We start from the raw sequence: 19168 nt of genomic DNA on the forward strand, positions 1-19168 counted from the left end.
ATGCGTATCCGATATTTACTTTATAGCTTGTGCCTGCTCGCACTTTCCACGGAAAGTCTATGGGCGCAGACGCTGCCTGTGGGCAGCCCCGTGCTCGAAGACTACTACCGGCGGTTGCAGCTGCTGGGCGAGGTCGATTCGTCCATCTCCTTCAGTGTACGGCCCCTTACGGCCGAGGCCCTGGGGCAAACCAACCTGTACGACCCCGAGGGCGTGCTGGGCGACCAAAGCTACCTGTATGGCTTCCCCGGCGACGATACCTACGTGCAGGTGATGCCGGCCGGGCTCGATTTTAACCACAACGGCAGCTACCCCTACGGGTGGAACGACGGCTCGCTGGTGCCCACCCGCGGTGGGCAGTTCCGTTTTTATGGCGGGCTCGTGGCCAAATACCGCTGGCTCAGCGTGCAGTTCCGTCCCGAGATCGTGTACGCCGCCAACCAGCGGTACGGCGATTCGGGCAACGCCCCAGGCTACGGCCTGGAGTGGTACCGCGCCACCGGCAACGTCATCGATCAGCCCCAATACTTCGGCAAGTCGGCCTACACCCGCATCCTGTTGGGGCAAACCAGCGTCAAGGCCACCTTCGGCGCGGTCAGCTTCGGCTTCTCTACCGAAAATCTCTACTGGGGCCCCGGCCGCTACAATGCGCTGCTGATGAGCAACAACGCCCAGGGCTTCCCCCACTTTACGGTACACACCAGCAAACCCGTGCAGACCGGCATCGGCTCGTTTGAGGGCCAGCTGGTGGGCGGCACGCTCACGGCATCGGGCTTCCCGCCCTCCATCACGCCGGATAGCAAACACAACGAACTGTACTACGTAGAGAAGCCCGATGTAGACCGTTACTTCTCGGGCTTCGTGGCCAGCTACCAACCCAAGTGGGTACCCGGCCTCTCGCTGGGCATCATCCGCTCGTTTGTGGTCAATGCCGACAACATGAAGGGCGTGGGCGACTATCTCCCGTTCTTCAAGCCGAACGTGAAAGAAGCGACCTACCTCGACGCCAACGGCATGGAGCAGACCAGCAGCGAGGTGCACAACCGTTACGGATCGGCTTTCTTCCGCTGGGTGATGCCCGCCGGGCACCTCGAGGTGTATGGCGAGTACGGCCGCAGCCGCAAGGCTGAGAACGGGCGCGACTGGATGGTGCAGCCGTCGTACTCGCGCGGCTATGTGCTGGGCTTCCGCAAGCTGGTACCGCTGGGCTTCAGCCCGGGCGACTACCTCGAGCTGGGGGCCGAAGCCACCGAACTGTCCATGAATAACACCTATTACGCCAAAGGCATCAACCGGCAGTACCCCACGTGGTACACGCACCCCGTGGTGCGCGATGGGTATACCCACCGCGGCCAGGTGCTGGGTGCCGGCATCGGCCCGGGCAGTAACGTGCAGACCGCCACCATCGGCTGGGTGCGCGGGTTTAAGCGCATCGGCTTCGCGCTGGAGCGTTACGTGCACAACGAAGACTTCTTCTACATGTACGTGGCCGATATCCGCAAGTCGTGGGTAGACTTCGGCTGGTCGCTTCAGGGCGAGTGGGACTTCGACGGCTTCCTCACCTACCTCAAGCTGCAAAGCGTGCACAGCTACAATTACCAGCACCAGTTTAGCCAACCCCTGGGCAATTCGTTTTGGAATTTCGACCCCCAGGACAAGAACAATTTCCTCATGCGATTGGGCTTCGCCTATCGATTTTAAGTTTGCACCATGAAGATCGGAACCATTGAACTAAAGAGAAGCGCCCTGATGGCAGCGGTAGGGGTGATGGCCGGCACGGCCTTGCATGCGCAGACCCTCCCGGTGGGGTTCCCGGTGCTCGAAGATTATTACCGCCGCCAGCAGCTGCTGGGCGAGGTAGACCCGGCCATCTCCTTCAGCCTGCGGCCGCTCACGGCGCAGGCGCTGCAGCAGCACGAATACCTGCACTACCCCGACGAAAGCCGCACCGATGTGGTGTGGCAGAGCGGCGATGGCCACGGCTACCTGCAGCTGCTGCCCGTGGTGTGGCAGAACCAGCTGAACACGGCCTACCCCTACGGGTGGAACGACGGGCCGATGATCCCCGCACGGGGCCTGCAGACGTACCTCAGCACGGGCTTCTTCGCCAAGTACCGCTGGCTCAGCGTGCAGTTCCGGCCCGAGCTCGTGGCCGCGCAGAATCGCGTGTATGAAGGGGTTGGCGGGGACGCTGGGCCGGATCGTTTTTGGTATGGCTACTTTGGCAATCGCATCGATATGCCCGAACTATTCGGTCATGGCAGCTATACGAAGGCCTATTTGGGGCAGAGCAGCATCCGGCTCACGCTCGATCCGGTATCGGTTGGTTTCTCGACCGAGAACCTGTGGTGGGGCCCCGGGCTGCACAACTCCATTCTGATGAGCAACACCGCGCCGGGCTTCAACCACGTTACGCTGAACAGCTCCAAGCCCATCCAAACCTACATCGGGGCGTTCGAGTTCCAGATCGTGGGCGGGCACCTGCAAAAGTCGGGCTACCCGTCGTCGCTACTGGGCGATACGGCCACCCATCACGCCTACGCACGGACCAAACCGGAAGGGTGGCGCTATTTCTCAGGTCTCCACCTCAACTACCAACCCAAGTGGACCCCCGGCCTGTCGGTCGGGTTTATCCGCACCTACAATACCAACCAACAAGACATGGGCAGCGGCCTCACTTATTACGCCCCGTTCCTCGAAGCGTTCAGCAAAAACAAACTGGCTACGGACAGTAATTCGGACGACGGTGTCCCCCGCGACCAGATGCTGTCGTTCTATTTCCGGTACGTGGTGCCCAAGGCGAATGTAGAGTTTTACGGCGAGTACGCCAAGAACGACCATAACTGGGATGCCCGCGACGGCATCGCTCAGCTCGACCATACCCGGGCATACACCTTCGGCCTGCGCAAGCTGGTGCCGCTGTACAACCGTTGGGGCGGTTATTTGCAGTTGGCCGGGGAGGTGACGCAGGTTGCGGTGAGCAATACCCGTGGGATCCGGTCGGCCGCGCCATGGTATGTCCATCATCAGGTCCGCGATGGTTACACGAACCGCGGCCAACTACTCGGCGCGGGCATTGGGCCGGGTAGCAACAGTCAGACCGTTCGGGCCAGCTGGGTAAACGGGCTGAAGCAACTGGGGGTGCAGGTGCAACGCCTGGTGCATAACGAGGACTATGCGGTAACGGTTGTGAAAGACTTCCGCCGCAACTGGGTGGATGCCAGTGTGGCGGCGTACGGCAGTTGGGATTACCAGCAGTTCATCTTCAATGCTCACCTGCAGTACATCCATGCGTACAATTACCAGTACAACTTCCAGGCCGCGGCCGATGCCAGCGACTATTGGGGCTTCGACCCGCAGGATAAGAACAACCTGCACCTGCGGTTCGGCGTGATGTACCGGTTTTGAGAAGCATGCGCTGAGGGCAACCGCATTTAAAACTTGTCGTCATTGCGAGCAAGCGCGAATGATATCACGGAGCCCCTTAATATGCTCTGCACATATAGCAAAAAGCAGTAAAAATTGCTATATTTGCATATCAATAATGGGGATATGGATGAATTAATCATTAAATCAAACAAACTTGTTGCTGGACAGTCGCTCGATTTCAAGCGTTCACTGTTTGACACGATCGATTGGACCAATCGGCTCATCGGTATTATGGGGGCCAGGGGCACCGGTAAGACGACCATGCTGCTCCAGCGGCTCAAAGCACTGGGGTTGAGTGGCGGGCAAGCTGTTTACCTGTCGTTGGATGATATTTATTTTACCCGGAATAGTCTTACCGACGTAGTTAACACATTCGCTGCCAAGGGCGGGATATTCCTGTTTTTGGATGAAGTGCATAAATATCCTGATTGGCATCGGGAAATCAAAAATCTCTACGATTTCAACCGTGAGCTGAACATTGTTTTTACGGGGTCTTCCATCATTGATATGTTCCAGCTGCCCATAGACCTGAGCCGTAGGGCCATCGTATATGAGTTGTCCGGGTTGTCGTTTAGGGAGTTTCTGCGATACGACCAAGGGATGGATTTTCCGGCCATACCGCTTGTCGAACTCCTAGAGGGGCACGAGCGACTGGCATTGGAAATAAGCCAGCAGATTAAGCCACTTCAGTATTTCGGCACCTATCTACGCAATGGTTATTATCCCTTTTATAAAGAAAATATAGGTACGTATACGGCGAGATTAGAGCAGGTAGTCCGCTTGGTCATCGAATACGACCTTGCTTTTGTGGAGCGTATCGATCACCAGAATATTCGGAAAATACTGGAGCTCCTGGCAGTTTTGGCAGAGCATGTGCCTTTTACACCAAATATATCAGACTTGAGCAGGAAACTATCGATGGGTCGAAACACGCTCGTCCAGTATTTTCACTATCTCGACAAAGCACGGTTAATTAATACGCTATATGCCGCCGGTAAGGGGTATGGTAAATTGGAGAAGCCTGGCAAAGTACTGCTCGAAAACCCCAATTTGTTTGAGGCGCTGGCTGTTGGGCATCAGGAGAAAGGAAGTGTACGCGAATCTTTTTTCGCGGGTCAACTGCGCAATGCAGGTCACCACCTGTCGTTGCATGGGCAAGGGGATTTCACGGTGGACCGTAAATTCGTTTTTGAGGTAGGGGGTAAGAAGAAGGGATTTAAACAGATTGCCGGTATACCCGATTCTTTTGTCGCTGCCGACGAGTTGGAATCGGGTGTGGGTAACAAAATCCCACTGTGGCTCTTCGGGTTCTTATATTGAGCGGTTTCCTCACCAGGCACAAAGCAATGGAGTCGTCGCCTAAGGCGAGGCATGGCGCATCGGGACAGCAAAGGCGCCACTGCCCGCTGCTCTTAAGCTGATGAAATAACGTCTCGCTGGAAGAGCAAAAAAGCAAACAGCAAAAAAGCAAACCAAAGTCGGCACAACCCCAATGCCGGCCCGCTGGAGTGACTGAGCACATCGAAGTCCGAAAAAATCGCTAAATTTGTCTTACTGAATAAAATTCAACAAGATTATGGGAACACAAATAGCCGTTTCTTTTCCTGAATCACTCGCATTGTCACTAAAAATGGATAACCGCGAGTTTGAGCGAGAAATGAAAGTGCTCTCGCTCGTCAAACTTTATGAGCTTGGTAAAATATCGTCGGGTGTTGCAGCGAAATTGTTGGATATAAAAAGGGTAGAATTTTTAAACCTCCTTGGTAAATATCATGTGTCGTATCTCCACACCGCATCCAATGATGACTTACTAAGTGATTTTCAACATGCGTAAAGTAGCTTGTGAGGAAAGATGTTTGGCTATCGCCTAAAATCATTGAACAACTCAAAGAAATGGCAGGTGAAATTTAGGGTGCCGACCCAATAACGCTAGGAAAATCGCAGTAATCAAACCGCATAGCACGAACAGCAGTAAGCAAAAGCAACCAACAAAGGCGCCACAACCCCGCTGCTCGTGAGTTGGCTAAAGTAACGCCTGGCCAGAAAAGCAAATAGCAAATAGCAAAAAGCAAATAGCAAATTCGCAATGAGCAAAAAAGCAAACAGCAGAAAAGCAATTCACTTAAATGTTGTATATTTGATTTGTATAAAAATAACAGGGGTAACGCGATGGAAAGAATTGTACTGGAAGTGATAGCAGTACCAGCAAAAAATGGAGAGCTGCTTCCATACAACTCAAAACGGAGTTGAGCAGGCTTATGGAAAGGCAAATTGCTAAACTTATCGACGACAATAAGGGGCGTGATTCTATTCAATATTTTAATGAGTTGCGTGACGAAATGGCTGAAAAGGGGTTGACTCAGGAAGTTTTGGACGATATCCTGAACGATGAAGCGTAAGCTGTTTGTTTTTGATACCAACGCATTGGTCAGCGCCGCACTAATCAAAAATTCGGTAAACGGCCGAGCCCTTGATCGGGCCTTTCTTATCGGTACAATCTGTATATCGCAGGCTACTTTGCTGGAATTCACCGAAGTACATATCGTCCTAAATTTGACAGGTACCTCAACGAGGAGCGGCGGCTTAGCATGATTGACCGAATTGAGCAAGATTGCAAAGTATTCCACATTACGAAATCGATAAAAGCGTGCCGTGACCCGAAGGATGATAAATACTTGGAGCTAGCTGTGGCGGCCAAAGCATCATGCTTGATTACGGGTGATAACGACCTCCTGGTGTTAAATCCTTTCAGGAACATCCCTATTTTGACTGCGGCCGATTTTATGAGTCGGTTTTAGTAGTTAGTCACCATAGGCAATCGGAGCGCACCGTCGCATAAGACGTAGCCATCGCCTGAGGCGAACCGCAAAGGCGCCACAACCCCATGCAATAAAACTTTGGCCCAGTTTTCGCTGCAACGGAAGCAAATGGAACGAAGTGACATCCCGAAAACGCAGTCATCGCCTGAGGCGAGACGTAGTGCCTCGGGACAAAAAGTGCAGCCATCGCCTGAGACGAGGCGCAGCGCATCGGGAAAGCGACAATGCAGGTACAAAAACACAAGTAGTACGCTTGCAAGCACCAAACCCGCCGTTCAGCTAGAAAGCCGCCTAGGAATCTTGCGGTTTGCAGTGGGATGCACTACCAACCGTAGCAATAGATTCCAGTGGCGAGTTTTTTGCCTACTTTTTTGCGGAAAAAAGTAGGGCCCCGTCGCGGCGAGCGACGGAAAGGCTAAGCGCAGGCAAAAAAGATTAAAAGTCGATTACTCGGAAAACAACAAGCAATAAACAAAATATGTACCTTTGCCCCATTCGAACGTTACATAACATACAATTAACAAAATCGATGAAGCGATACCTCCTATTGCTGGCAGGACTGTTCTGGTTAGTCACCACCGAAGCCCAAACCCCCGATGTTTCCAAGATCAAGGTGGAGCAGCTCTCGGACGAGCAGGTACTGCGCATGATCACCGAAGCAGATAAGCGGGGGGTAAGCGATGCCCAACTCATCCAGGACCTCGGCCAGCGCGGCATGTCCACGGACGAGCAGCAGAAGCTGCGCAACCGCATCACCACCGTACGGCAGCAAAAGTTGGAAGGTACACGGGAGACCGACATTGTGCAACCCACGGACAACAGTGATCGGACGGTCAACGAAGACGAGATCCTATACGATACGGTAGAAGCCGAGGTGGAGCAGGAAGAAGCCAGCGAGGGGCGGATTTTCGGCTCCAGCCTCTTCCGCAACGGAAACATCACCTTTGCGCCCAACCTCAACATCCCTACGCCAAAAAACTACATCATCGGTCCCGGCGACGAGCTGCTCATCGACCTTACCGGCGATAACGAAGTAAGCTACCGGCTCCCCGTATCCGCCGAAGGCACCATCAATGTGGATTATGTGGGGATGATCCCTGTGGCTGGTCTCTCGGTGCAAGACGCAATCGCTAAAATCAAAAACCAAATGGGCGGTACTTACCCACAACTGCGCTCCGGCAGCACGCGGCTATCGCTCACGCTGGGTAACATCCGCAGTATCCAGGTTACGCTTACCGGGTTCGTTACCAAGCCCGGCACCTACACGCTGCCCTCCTTGGCCAACGTGTTCAACGCGCTTTACGCCGCCGGCGGCCCTTCACGAAAAGGTACCTACCGGAATATCCAGCTTATCCGCAACAACCAGGTTATTGAGACCATAGACACGTACGACTTCCTCACCAGGGGCGTCCAGCCCGGCAATGTACGCTTGGAAGAGGGCGATGTGATCCATGTCCCCGTATTTAATCGGCACGTCTCCGTAGAGGGGTTGGTCAATCAACCCGGCACGTTCGAGCCATTACCCAGTGAATCGCTGGCCGATGTGCTCCGTTTCGCGGGTGATTTCTCGCCCGAGGCGTACACCGCCAAGGTGAAAGTGCTGCAGATCACCGACCGGGAGCGCAGCGTGGCCGACATCTATGCCGACGATTATGCCAGCTACACGCCGCAGAATGGCGACCAATATATTGTAGAGGAAGTGCTCGACCGCTACGCCAACCGCGTGGAAATCGAAGGCGCGGTATTCCGCCCCGGCAAATACGCGCTTACGGAAGGGCTCACGCTCCGGCAACTCATCCAGCAGGCCGACGGCCTCAAGGAAGATGCCTTTATGGCGCGGGCCTACATCAACCGGTTAAAGCCTAATAATACCCAAGAGTTGATTACCGTGAACCTCAGCGAGCTGATGGAAGGTGACGCCGAAGAGAACCATGTATTGCAGCGCGAAGACCGCATCATCATCTCTTCCATTTTCGACCTCCGCGAGGAATATACCGTAGCCATCAGCGGACAAGTGCGTCGGCCGGGGCAGTTCCCTTACGTGGAGCAGATGACCCTTGGTAGCCTCATCCAGATGAGCGGAGGGTTGGCGGAGGCCGCCAATGTCGAATATGTCGATGTGGCCCGCCGCATCCGCCGCAACGTCAACGTACAAGATTCGGCCGTTTCCGAGCTGGTGCGGGTCAATTTCGATAGCCGCGAGGCGGCGTTGCAATCCAATTTCGTGTTGCAGCCGTTTGATATCGTGAGTGTGCATACCAGCACCGGCTACCAAGTGCAACGCATGGTACGCATCGAGGGCGAGGTTAACATGCCCGGCGAATACGCGCTGCTCAAGAAGGACGAAACCATTTCCGATCTCATCCGTCGTGCGGGTGGGGTTACCGAGTTTGCTTACTTGCCCGGTGCGTCGTTGCAACGTAAAGCTTCGGATGCCAAGGTGTCGACGGACCACAGCGCGCTTTCAAGCCAAGCCCGCCGAGAGTTGTCCGAATTGGAAGCAGACCAGGCCGATATGCGGGGGCTTGCGTTGAAGAACACTGGGGAGGATGGTGCAGCAACCAGTTTGTTTTTTAGCAATTATGTGGGCATAAAGCTGGATAAAGTGCTCGAAGGCCATAGCAAGTACGATATCCCTTTAGAAGACGAAGATGTCATCATCGTGCCGCGGCAATTGCGCACAGTGATTGTGCGTGGGCAGGTGCTTAATCCCAATCGAGTGGTGTATCAAAAGGGTAAATCGCTGAAATATTACATCAATCAAGCGGGCGGGTTCACATCAAGGGCACATAAACGGAAAACATTTGTGCAGCACGCCAATGGAGCGGTGCAAGGTTCGCTGTGGGGTTATCCACCAGTGCAGCCCGGCAGTGAGATTATTGTACCCACCAAACCTGAGCGCGAGCCGCTTAGCGTCCAAGCGTGGATCAGCATGGGTAGTGTGGTCACGTCGTTGGCTGCAGTAGTGGTAAGTTTATTAAGGTAAGAAAGATGGCAACTGAACCAACATACACGCCCAAAGACCCAGACATTCCTATCAAGGAACTCATACTGGATATTCAAAAATGGGTACGCTACCTGTGGTCCAAATGGCTGATTTTACTAATAGCTGGTTTATTAGGGGGGGGGGTAGGTTTATGGTACGCCATTGTAAAAAAACCGGTTTATACAGCGACCACGACCTTTGTGTTAGAAGCAAGTGATTCCAAGAGTGGATTAGGTCGACTAGCAGGAATGGCTGCGATTGCCGGTATTGATGTAGGTGGAAACGCAGGGGGGTTATTTCAAGGCAATAACATTTTGGAGCTGTACAGATCGCGTAAAATGCTGGAAAAGTCCCTATTGTCGAAGGTTCAGCTAGAAACAGATGAATTGTTAATTGAACGTTATATTGCATTCAATGGAATTAAGGAAGTTTGGGAAGCGCGGCCGGATTTATTAACTTTAGACTTTCACCAAGACCCTGCGTCGCTTATACCACAGGAGCGTCGGTTACGTGATAGTGTGTTGACATCATTTATTAGTGCCATTAGGAAAGATATTTTAACTGTGGAAAAAGTCGAGAACCTGTCGATTATTCAAGTAGATGTTGCGTCGCAGGATGAGATTTTTTCCAAAGAGTTTAATGAACGTTTAGTAAAAGAAGTAAACGAGTTTTATACTCAGACAAAGACCAAAAAGTCAGTAGATAATATAGCTATTCTGCAACAAAAGGCCGATTCCGTTCGTGCTGTAATGACAGGAGCCATCTATGATGCAGCACACGCATCCGATATCACACCAAATATTAATCCGACTCGACAGGTCCAACGTATTGTGCCAACTCAACAGGCTCAATTCTCTGCCGAGACGAATAAAGAAGTGTTGAATCAATTACAACAGAATTTGGAATTGGCCAAAATGTCCTTATTGCAAGAACAGCCACTAATCCAATTAGTAGACCAGCCTGTGTTCCCATTGAAGGTGGATCGCCTTGGTAAAGTAAAGGGTACCGTGATAGGAGGATTCTTCTTCGGTTTTCTAGCCCTTTTGGTGCTTATTGGACGTAAGTACATTAGAGACGTAATGGATACGGCCTGATGCGCGGAGCAAAGGAGAGAGTCTCTTGATTTTTTCTCGTAATGGAAATAACGGTTTCCTCGAAAAGATATAAATGAGTACTTTTGTTGCTCATTCGTCATTGAAGCAATATGATGAAGTGCTTGGTATACTAATTTATTCAGATGAGCAACAGTCATTTATCAAAAATTGTCCAACCCCGGATAGCAGTAATAGGGCTTGGATATGTTGGCCTTCCATTAGCTATTGAGTTCGGTAAGAAATATGAAGTTTTAGGTTTTGATATTAGTGGAGAGCGTGTAAAAGAATTGTCGGAAGGCAAGGACCGTACTCACGAAGCTAACTTGAAGGATCTCCACGCCGCCATTTTGCAACATAGTGGAGAAGAAGGGAATAAAACGAGAGAAATTGGCCTTTCTTTTTCATCCGATATGGCGGATTTAAAAGATTATGATACTTATATCGTTACCGTACCAACACCGATTGATCAATTTAAAGCTCCAGATTTAACCCCATTAATTAAGGCATCAGAAATGTTGGGGACTGTTCTTTCAAAGGGTAATGTTGTTATTTATGAATCGACTGTTTATCCTGGTTGTACTGAGGAGGATTGTGTGCCAGTTTTGGAACGGGTTTCAGGGTTAAGGTATAATATAGATTTCTTTGCAGGGTATTCACCTGAACGTATCAACCCCGGAGACAAGATCAATACATTAACAAAGATTAAAAAAGTCACTAGCGGGTCTACCCCGGAAATTGCCGAGCGAGTAGACGAGCTTTATCAGTCAATTATTGAAGCAGGGACACATAAAGCACCAAGCATCAAGGTGGCCGAAGCGTCTAAGGCTATTGAGAACGCTCAACGAGACGTTAATATTTCTTTCGTCAACGAGCTTTCCCTTATTTTTGACAGAATTGGTATCGATACCAACGACGTCATTGAAGCTGCGGCGACCAAGTGGAATTTTCTAAAATATCAACCTGGTTTGGTGGGAGGCCACTGCATTGGGGTTGACCCATATTATTTGGCACATAAAGCACAATCTTTGGGCTATCATCCGCAAGTGATACTTTCGGGTCGCCGTGTTAATGACCAAATGGGCGCTTTCGTAGCCGATAAAGTCGTGAAATTGATGATTCAAAAGGATCACAAAATTAAGGATTCCCGCGCTTTGATTATGGGAATAACATTTAAGGAAAATTGCCCCGACATCCGGAATACCCGAGTGGTCGATATTTATCATGAATTGGTGCAGTTCGGCCTCAGTGTGGATGTTTACGACCCATGGGCTGACCCTGATGAGGTAAAACAAGAATATGGGTTAGATATTCTTAATGAGGTGGATACGCACGTGGTTTACGATGCTATTGTCGTGGCAGTTGCGCATAGTGAGTTCCTAAAGTTTGACTATCAAAAAGTGAGGCGAAATAATGGTGTCATTTTCGATACCAAAGCCTGTCTTAATCGCGATCTTGTTGACGGAAGATTATAATTTTTATTTGCTTAATGGATATTCATATTCAAGATAGATGAAAATAAAAAACATATGCTGTATCGGAGCCGGCTACGTTGGCGGCCCCACCATGTCGGTAATCGCGCAGAAATGCCCGGACATCAAGGTAACGATCGTGGACATCAACGCCGAGCGCATCGCCGCGTGGAACGATGAAGACCTCTCCAAGCTGCCGGTATACGAGCCGGGGCTGGATGCGGTGGTGGCCGAGGCCCGTGGGCGCAACCTGTTCTTCTCGGCCGATGTGGATGCGGCCATCGCCGCGGCCGACATGATCTTCATCTCGGTGAACACGCCCACCAAGACCTACGGCAAGGGCAAGGGCATGGCGGCCGATTTGAAGTTCATCGAGCTGTGCGCACGGCAGATCGCCTCGGTGGCCAAGGACGACAAGATCGTGGTGGAGAAATCGACCCTTCCGGTGCGCACGGCCGAAACACTCAAGAGCATCCTGCACAACACGGGCAATGGCGTGGAGTTCCACATCCTGTCCAACCCGGAGTTCCTGGCCGAGGGGACGGCCATCGCCGACCTGCATGACCCCGACCGGGTGCTCATCGGCGGGGAGGACCAAGAGGCCGTGCAGGCATTGGTGGACGTCTACGCCACGTGGGTGCCGCGCGAGCGGATACTCACCACCAACCTGTGGTCCTCGGAGCTGTCCAAGCTCACGGCCAACGCGTTCCTGGCCCAGCGGGTATCCTCCATCAACGCCATCTCCGAGCTGTGCGAGAAGACGGGCGCCAACGTGGATGAGGTGGCCCGTGCCATCGGCACCGACAGCCGCATCGGCCCGAAATTCCTGAAGGCCTCCGTGGGCTTCGGTGGCTCGTGCTTCCAGAAGGACATCCTCAACCTGGTGTACATCGCGCGCAGCTATGGGCTGCACGAGGTGGCCCACTACTGGGAGCAGGTCATCACGATGAACGACCACCAGAAGCGCCGTTTCGCCGACAACATCGTGCAGACCATGTACAACACCGTATCGGGAAAGAAAATCACTTTTCTGGGCTGGGCCTTCAAGAAGGACACCAACGACACGCGCGAGTCGGCGGCCATCTACGTGGCCGATGCCCTGCTGAACGAAGAGGCACAGATCACGGTTTACGACCCGAAGGTGGGCGCCGAGCAGGTGTATGCCGACCTGGACTACCTCGGTACACGCAGCCCGGAGGCGAACCGCAGGCTGGTAACGGTGGTGACGGATCCGTACGAGGCGGCCGACCGGGCACACGCCATCGCCGTGCTCACCGAGTGGGATGAGTTCAAGGCCTACGACTGGCGCCGCATCAAGGAGCACATGATGAAGCCCGCATTTGTGTTCGACGGCCGCAAACTCCTCGGCGGGAATGATCTCCCAGCTATTGGATTCCAGTATTACGCAATAGGAGAATAAGTCATGAAGAAGAATTCATATTCCCTGAAATACAAGATCAGGGTATCAACATGAAAGGGATTATTTTAGCCGGAGGTTCAGGTACGCGGTTACATCCATTGACAGAAGTGATCTCTAAACAATTGTTGCCCGTACATGATAAACCTATGATTTATTATCCGCTGTCTACATTAATGCTTGCGGACATCCGCGATATTCTGATTATTTCCACACCCCAAGATTTACCGTTGTTTCAGAAATTGCTGGGAAATGGTAGTAGGTTCGGAGTAAATCTTCAATATGCTGAACAACCTTCTCCGGATGGTCTGGCTCAGGCATTTATAATTGGTGAAAAGTTTATCGGAGACGATGATGTTTGTTTAGTGTTGGGCGATAATTTATTTTACGGGCACGGATTTCCGGGTTTACTAAAAAGTGCAGTCAATCGCGTATCAATTCAACGAAAGGCAGCCGTATTCGGTTATTATGTGAGCGATCCTAAACGGTACGGTGTAGCGGAGTTTGATGAAAACAAGAGTGTATTGTCTATTGAAGAAAAACCCGACATTCCTAAGTCTAATTATGCTGTTGTCGGATTATATTTTTATCCTAACGATGTCATTTCGGTGGCAAAGGGGATAAAGCCTTCCGCCCGGGGTGAATTAGAAATCACGAGCGTTAATCAGGTTTACTTAGGACGAGGAAGGTTAACCATTGAGCTTTTGGGCCGGGGTTTTGCATGGCTAGATACTGGTACGCACGAAGCGCTTAGTGAAGCAGCTCATTTTGTTCATGCTATAGAGAAAAGACAAGGATTGAAAATTTCATGTTTGGAAGAGATCGCTTGGCGGAAAAAATGGCTGGAGACTGCAACGGTTGACGAGATAATTGCGGATAAAAAGAGTACTTATTACGAGTATCTCAAGAAAATTATAGGTTCCGGCCGATGAGTTTACGAGGTAAAACTATCTCCGGCCTGTTTTGGACCTTTAGCCAGCAATTCAGTGTAAAGGCGATAAATTTTGTAGTCCAGATTGTCTTGGCAAGAATTTTATTGCCCGAAGATTTCGGGTTGATTGCTATGCTGTCCGTTTTCATGGCAATCGGCTCTACGTTAATGGATAGTGGGCTTACATCGTCACTGATACGGACGAAAGAGGCAGATGAACAAGATTTTTCAACCGTATTTTATATGAATTTGGTTGCAAGTCTGTTGGTTTATCTTTTAATATTTGTTTCAGCGCCGTTTATTGCATTGTTTTTCAATCAGCCATTGCTCGAAGATATTGTTCGTGTTTATACACTCACATTTGTTATCCGCGCTTTCTCACAAGTACAGAATACCCGCCTTACCAAGGCAATGAATTTTAAATTACAGATGACAATTCAGATTCCGTCTGTTATCATTGGGGGAGGTATTGGTATTTTGTTGGCCTACCGGGGAATGGGGGTTTGGGCACTGGTATGGATGAATATTGTGCAGGCTATTTTATCTTCATTACAATTGTGGTTGCGGAGTGGTTGGACACCAAAATTTATTTTCAATATGGAAAAGTTGAGATACCATTTCAACTTCGGGTATAAACTTACATTATCCGGTCTGCTGAATACCATCTTTACCAATGTATACAACCTGGTAATCGGGAAATATTTTTCTGCCGCGCAATTGGGCTACTATAATCGTGCAGATACGTTAAGGATGTTTCCGGTACTGAATTTATCCAGTGCGCTAAATAAGGTTACGTACCCCATGTTCGCTTCTATTCAAGATGACAATGTGAAATTGAGGAAAGCCTATCAGATTTTAATGCAGCAGGTCTTATATTGGCTAGCCCCGGTTATGGCACTTCTTATTGTCTTGGCAGAGCCCTTGTTTCGATTTATTCTGACCGAAAAGTGGTTGCCAGCCGTGCCTTATTTTCAGCTATTGTGCCTTTCTGGTGTATTGTATCCCATACACGCATACAATTTGAATATATTGAATGTGAAGGGACGAAGTGATTTATTCTTGCGTTTGGAGATAATAAAGAAAGCAATCATTGCCGTTGGAATTATCTGCGCCGTCCCGTTCGGAATATACGGGTTGTTGTATTTTCAACTTGTCAGTACGGTACTTGCCTATTTTATCAATACCCACTATAGTGGACGGATGATCAATTATAGTACCGGAAGGCAGTTTCTAGACATTATTCCTACATTGGTTTTGGCCGCGGGCGTTGGAGTCATCGCGTGGATACTATATATTTACATGATTTCCCGATTTTGCATAGCCGACATAGGAGTCATACTATTGATTGGAATAGTTTATATGTTTTGCTACCTTAGTATTAGTATTGTTTTGAAATTCCCTGCCTTTCTCGAATTTAAAAGACTATTTTTAGCACGATTCATGAAAAATATGAATTCACCCTAACGGATAGCTTTCTTTAGGCAGTGTGCATCTGAAATAAAACATATGGATAATAACATTAATTCAGCCCTTTTAACGAGTTTGCTAGATAAAGAGCGGAGCTTGTACTCCACTGAATATGCGTTACAATGGATTAGGGAGCAAAACGACAAAGTTACCGTTCATGTGAACCAGATTCCATTTAAGGAGCTACGAAACTGGGGTTTTGATAATTTGTCATTGAGACATCAATCCAGTAAATTTTTCTCGATTGACGGTATTCAGGTTAATACAAATTATGGCCGCATAAATTCATGGCAACAACCGATCATTAATCAGCCCGAGATCGGGTATCTAGGAATTTTAACGAAAGAAATCAATGGAGTATTGCATTTTTTGATGCAGGCGAAAATAGAACCCGGAAATATCAACCATGTACAGCTTTCACCTACATTACAGGCAACGAAGAGCAATTATTCGCGAGTGCATCAAGGGAATGCCCCGGCATACCTAGCATATTTTCAGCAAGCTAAGCGGGAGGATATCCTGTTCGACCAACTTCAATCGGAACAAGGAGCAAGATTCCTGAAGAAGCGAAACAGAAATATCATTATTCAGGTGGATGGGGATGTCGAGGTGTTGGATAATTTTATCTGGCTTACCTTGTCACAAATCAAGGAATTAATGAAATATGATAATGTCGTGAATATGGATACACGTACCGTCATATCGGGGATACCACTTGAGAGCGGACAGGAAATCAGCCAATACGAAGATAATATCGTAAAGAATGGTTTCTCCAATAATATATTGTGGTCGCTTGCGAATGAATCTTCTGGCGTTAATTCGCTGAATGATATCATTCTCTTTATCACCAACCTTAAATGTACCTATGAGTTGGATGTAAAGCAGGTTCCGCTTTCCGCTTTACAAAGTTGGGTTGTTGAAGAAAGTGTTATACGCCATGTGGATCGTAAATACTTTGAAATCATTGCCGCAGATATCGAGATAGACAATAGGGAGGTGGTCCATTGGTCACAACCGATGGTTAAACCTGCACAAGAAGGGATCTGTGCATTTGTTTGTAAGGAAATGGGAGGCGTTATCCATTTTGTCGTTCAAGCCAAACTGGAATGTGGTAATTTTGACATCATTGAATTAGCTCCTACCGTTCAATGTCTTACAGGTAGTTACGATAATCCCAGGTCGAAGGAGGTTTTGCCATTTTTGAACTATGTACTAAATGTCAATAAAGAAAAGGTAATTTTTGACACCTACCAATCAGAGGAAGGGGGGCGGTTTTATCAGGAACAGAACAGAAGCATGATTATATTAGCTGGCGATGAAATAGGGGTACAACTGCCCGCTAACTATATCTGGATGACATACGGCCAACTCCAGACATTCATAAAACTTAATAATTATATCAATATCCAAGCAAGAAGTCTATTGTCGGCAATCGCTTTTGTATAATGGAAAGAAAGGTACACATAGGCGTTTTAGGCGCCGCAAATATTGCAATCAGGTCTGTTATACCTGCAATTCAACAACTCAATGATTGTTTTGAATTGGTAGGAGTTGCCAGTCGAGAGGTGGCTGGGTCGCAATCAAAGTTATCTCATTTGAATACGAAAGTAGTTGATGGGTATAGTAATATACTAAATCGTAAATATATTGATGCGGTATATATCCCTCTGCCCAATTCTCTGCACTACGAGTGGGTAAAGACTGCTTTGGAGCGAGGCATTCATGTATTAGTGGAGAAGTCGTTGGCGTGTACCTATGATGAGGTTGTTGAATTGAACAAGATCGCGGAAGCTAATAACTTGGTGTTAATCGAAAACTTCCAGTTTCGGTTCCATTCGCAGTTAGCCTATATCCGAAACCTTTTACTACAAGGTACATTGGGTGACTTGAGGATTGTGCGGAGTACATTTTGTTTTCCACCGTTCCCTGACCCCGATAATATTCGGTATCAACGGGCGCTGGGAGGAGGAGCGTTGCTCGACGCAGGGGCATACCCTATCAAATTATCGCAGCTCATTTTAGGAAATGACTTAACGGTAACCTCAGCTACACTGAATTCAGGTGAGGATAAAGGTGTAGATATCTGGGGAGGAGCTTACCTAAAGCAAAGAAATGGCACACTTTTTTCTCAGGTAGCTTTCGGTTTTGATAATTATTATCAATGTAATTTGGAAATCATTGGTACAAAGGGTAAGCTGTTTACGAACAGGATATTCACGGCAGGTGAAAAAGTAAAACCCTTACTTCTGATAGAGACCCAGGAAAACGGGCGGCAGGAGATTACCTTAGAACCGGATAACCATTTTAAAAACATGCTGTATTATTTCTATGAGGTTACTACTAATGTAAAGGAAAGAGAGCAGGAATATGCTGCAAATATTAATCAAGCAAGATTATTAAAAAAATTAAGAGAAAAATCATATGAGTAATAAACCCATTTATGTTACGCAACCTTCGTTGGCACCGATTGCGGAGTATACCACATATTTATCTAAGGCTTGGGAAAGCGGTGTCCTCACTCATAACGGGCCCCTCGTAAGGCAGCTGGAAACAGATTTGCGGGAAAAGCTTAACCTGGCCCATCTTTCTATTGTATTAAATGGAACAATAGCGTTACAGATGGCAATTAAAGCGCTAGGGTTGAAAGGAGAAATTATTACAACTCCATTTACATGGATTGCCACCGTCAGTGCCATTAAGTGGGAAGGTTGCCAACCCATATTTTGTGATATTAATCCCGATACGTTAAATATCGATGAGGAAAAGATAGAGGCGCTTATCACTGACAAGACAGTGGCCATCATGCCTGTTCATGTTTTTGGAACTGCGTGTAATGTTGAGCGTATTGAACAAATAGCCAAAAAACATAATCTCAAAGTGATCTATGATGCGGCCCATGCCGTGGGTACCAATTATAAAGGAAAAAGTATATTGGCCTACGGCGACATATCGGCCACAAGTCTGCATGCTACAAAATTATTTAATACTGGTGAGGGCGGTGCATGCATTACCCAATCTAAAGAACTAGACGATAAGCTGCAACGTATACGATTTTTTGGGCACAACGATGCCAAAGATATTGTAGAAGATGGTTTCAATGGCAAGATGACGGAGATTCATGCAGCCATGGGGCTGGCAAATTTGAAATACTTTGACGAAGTGCTTGCTGACCGAAAAGTGAAATACAGTTTGTATAAAGAACTACTGAGAAATATTCCCAATATCCGCTTTCAGAAGATAGAAAATGGGGAGTCGAACTATTCTTATTTTCCGGTCATTTTCGATTCGGAGCAAATACTTCTTGAGGTAGAGGCAAGATTAAACGAGAATAATATTTATCCCAGACGGTACTTTTATCCATCGGTTAATACCTATGCCAAGATTGTAGATTATCAAAATGCTCCAATATCTGAAAACGTATCAAAGAGAATCCTTTGTTTACCCCTATATCACGAATTATCAGAGACGAATATTCAATTAATTGCAAAAATAATCGTCGCCGCCTCAGCTTAGGAAGTTTCTGTTTTTTTAGCATTAGATACTGAGCTTTGTTGGT

The 19168-nt window shown here is 48.6% G+C and carries 15 protein-coding genes; all 15 read left to right on the forward strand.

All coding sequences use genetic code 11. The features are described from left to right. The 15 genes from U9S71_RS10900 (at position 1) to U9S71_RS10965 (ending at position 19125) form a co-directional block, all read left to right on the forward strand. A complete protein-coding gene (locus tag U9S71_RS10900) occupies positions 1 to 1701 on the forward strand; it encodes a capsule assembly Wzi family protein (protein WP_326327452.1) in 1701 nt (566 codons plus the stop codon). A 9-nt stretch (positions 1702 to 1710) separates the two neighbouring features. Then, the gene (locus U9S71_RS10905) at positions 1711 to 3408 is read left to right on the forward strand and encodes a capsule assembly Wzi family protein (RefSeq protein ID WP_326327454.1); all 1698 of its coding nucleotides are present in this window, start codon (positions 1711 to 1713) and stop codon (positions 3406 to 3408) included. Positions 3409 to 3552: 144 nt separating this feature from the next. Further along, positions 3553 to 4749 carry an ATP-binding protein gene (locus tag U9S71_RS10910; protein WP_326327455.1) on the forward strand — a complete coding sequence of 399 codons (1197 nt, stop codon included), beginning with the start codon at positions 3553 to 3555 and terminating at the stop codon, positions 4747 to 4749. A 256-nt stretch (positions 4750 to 5005) separates the two neighbouring features. Then, the gene (locus U9S71_RS10915; protein WP_326327457.1) at positions 5006 to 5263 is read left to right on the forward strand and encodes a UPF0175 family protein; all 258 of its coding nucleotides are present in this window, start codon (positions 5006 to 5008) and stop codon (positions 5261 to 5263) included. 424 nt (positions 5264 to 5687) lie between these two features. After that, positions 5688 to 5828: a hypothetical protein gene (locus U9S71_RS10920; protein WP_326327459.1), complete on the forward strand. Its 141-nt coding sequence runs from the start codon at positions 5688 to 5690 to the stop codon at positions 5826 to 5828. A gap of 126 nt (positions 5829 to 5954) precedes the next feature. Further along, positions 5955 to 6227, forward strand: coding sequence for a putative toxin-antitoxin system toxin component, PIN family (locus tag U9S71_RS21050; protein ID WP_436410319.1), 273 nt, complete (start codon positions 5955 to 5957; stop codon positions 6225 to 6227). Positions 6228 to 6777: 550 nt separating this feature from the next. Next, on the forward strand, positions 6778 to 9234 hold the full coding sequence (locus U9S71_RS10925; RefSeq protein ID WP_326327460.1) for an SLBB domain-containing protein: 2457 nt from the start codon (positions 6778 to 6780) through the stop codon (positions 9232 to 9234). A gap of 5 nt (positions 9235 to 9239) precedes the next feature. Continuing rightward, positions 9240 to 10328 carry a Wzz/FepE/Etk N-terminal domain-containing protein gene (locus tag U9S71_RS10930; RefSeq protein WP_326327462.1) on the forward strand — a complete coding sequence of 363 codons (1089 nt, stop codon included), beginning with the start codon at positions 9240 to 9242 and terminating at the stop codon, positions 10326 to 10328. Between the two features lie 143 nt (positions 10329 to 10471). After that, positions 10472 to 11800 (forward strand): nucleotide sugar dehydrogenase, encoded by a 1329-nt coding sequence (locus tag U9S71_RS10935; protein WP_326327464.1) that lies wholly within the window; start codon positions 10472 to 10474, stop codon positions 11798 to 11800. 37 nt (positions 11801 to 11837) lie between these two features. Next, complete coding sequence (locus U9S71_RS10940; protein ID WP_326327466.1) at positions 11838 to 13217, forward strand: nucleotide sugar dehydrogenase; 1380 nt, start codon at positions 11838 to 11840, stop codon at positions 13215 to 13217. A 50-nt stretch (positions 13218 to 13267) separates the two neighbouring features. Then, a complete protein-coding gene (gene rfbA / locus U9S71_RS10945) occupies positions 13268 to 14146 on the forward strand; it encodes a glucose-1-phosphate thymidylyltransferase RfbA (RefSeq protein WP_326327467.1) in 879 nt (292 codons plus the stop codon). Continuing rightward, positions 14143 to 15609 (forward strand): lipopolysaccharide biosynthesis protein, encoded by a 1467-nt coding sequence (locus U9S71_RS10950; protein ID WP_326327468.1) that lies wholly within the window; start codon positions 14143 to 14145, stop codon positions 15607 to 15609. The genes rfbA and U9S71_RS10950 overlap by 4 nt, the downstream gene beginning before the upstream one ends. A 42-nt stretch (positions 15610 to 15651) precedes the next feature. Further along, positions 15652 to 17058 (forward strand): NDP-hexose 2,3-dehydratase family protein, encoded by a 1407-nt coding sequence (locus tag U9S71_RS10955; RefSeq protein WP_326327469.1) that lies wholly within the window; start codon positions 15652 to 15654, stop codon positions 17056 to 17058. Further along, positions 17058 to 18041, forward strand: coding sequence for a Gfo/Idh/MocA family protein (locus tag U9S71_RS10960; protein WP_326327470.1), 984 nt, complete (start codon positions 17058 to 17060; stop codon positions 18039 to 18041). Before U9S71_RS10955 ends, U9S71_RS10960 begins: the two co-directional genes overlap by 1 nt. Beyond that, positions 18034 to 19125, forward strand: a complete 1092-nt coding sequence (locus tag U9S71_RS10965; RefSeq protein WP_326327471.1) for a DegT/DnrJ/EryC1/StrS family aminotransferase — start codon at positions 18034 to 18036, stop codon at positions 19123 to 19125. Before U9S71_RS10960 ends, U9S71_RS10965 begins: the two co-directional genes overlap by 8 nt. Positions 19126 to 19168 lie beyond the last annotated feature (43 nt).

This window comes from Parapedobacter flavus (assembly GCF_035818675.1).
Lineage (GTDB): Bacteria > Bacteroidota > Bacteroidia > Sphingobacteriales > Sphingobacteriaceae > Parapedobacter > Parapedobacter flavus.

What these genes read in the sequence shown, in the direction of transcription:
- U9S71_RS10900 (WP_326327452.1), top strand. Translation starts at nt 1, where the DNA reads ATGCGTATCCGATATTTACTTTATAGCTTGTGCCTGCTCGCACTTTCC.
- U9S71_RS10905 (WP_326327454.1), top strand. Translation starts at nt 1,711, where the DNA reads ATGAAGATCGGAACCATTGAACTAAAGAGAAGCGCCCTGATGGCAGCG.
- U9S71_RS10910 (WP_326327455.1), top strand. Translation starts at nt 3,553, where the DNA reads ATGGATGAATTAATCATTAAATCAAACAAACTTGTTGCTGGACAGTCG.
- U9S71_RS10915 (WP_326327457.1), top strand. Translation starts at nt 5,006, where the DNA reads ATGGGAACACAAATAGCCGTTTCTTTTCCTGAATCACTCGCATTGTCA.
- U9S71_RS10920 (WP_326327459.1), top strand. Translation starts at nt 5,688, where the DNA reads ATGGAAAGGCAAATTGCTAAACTTATCGACGACAATAAGGGGCGTGAT.
- U9S71_RS10925 (WP_326327460.1), top strand. Translation starts at nt 6,778, where the DNA reads ATGAAGCGATACCTCCTATTGCTGGCAGGACTGTTCTGGTTAGTCACC.
- U9S71_RS10930 (WP_326327462.1), top strand. Translation starts at nt 9,240, where the DNA reads ATGGCAACTGAACCAACATACACGCCCAAAGACCCAGACATTCCTATC.
- U9S71_RS10935 (WP_326327464.1), top strand. Translation starts at nt 10,472, where the DNA reads ATGAGCAACAGTCATTTATCAAAAATTGTCCAACCCCGGATAGCAGTA.
- U9S71_RS10940 (WP_326327466.1), top strand. Translation starts at nt 11,838, where the DNA reads ATGAAAATAAAAAACATATGCTGTATCGGAGCCGGCTACGTTGGCGGC.
- rfbA (WP_326327467.1), top strand. Translation starts at nt 13,268, where the DNA reads ATGAAAGGGATTATTTTAGCCGGAGGTTCAGGTACGCGGTTACATCCA.
- U9S71_RS10950 (WP_326327468.1), top strand. Translation starts at nt 14,143, where the DNA reads ATGAGTTTACGAGGTAAAACTATCTCCGGCCTGTTTTGGACCTTTAGC.
- U9S71_RS10955 (WP_326327469.1), top strand. Translation starts at nt 15,652, where the DNA reads ATGGATAATAACATTAATTCAGCCCTTTTAACGAGTTTGCTAGATAAA.
- U9S71_RS10960 (WP_326327470.1), top strand. Translation starts at nt 17,058, where the DNA reads ATGGAAAGAAAGGTACACATAGGCGTTTTAGGCGCCGCAAATATTGCA.
- U9S71_RS10965 (WP_326327471.1), top strand. Translation starts at nt 18,034, where the DNA reads ATGAGTAATAAACCCATTTATGTTACGCAACCTTCGTTGGCACCGATT.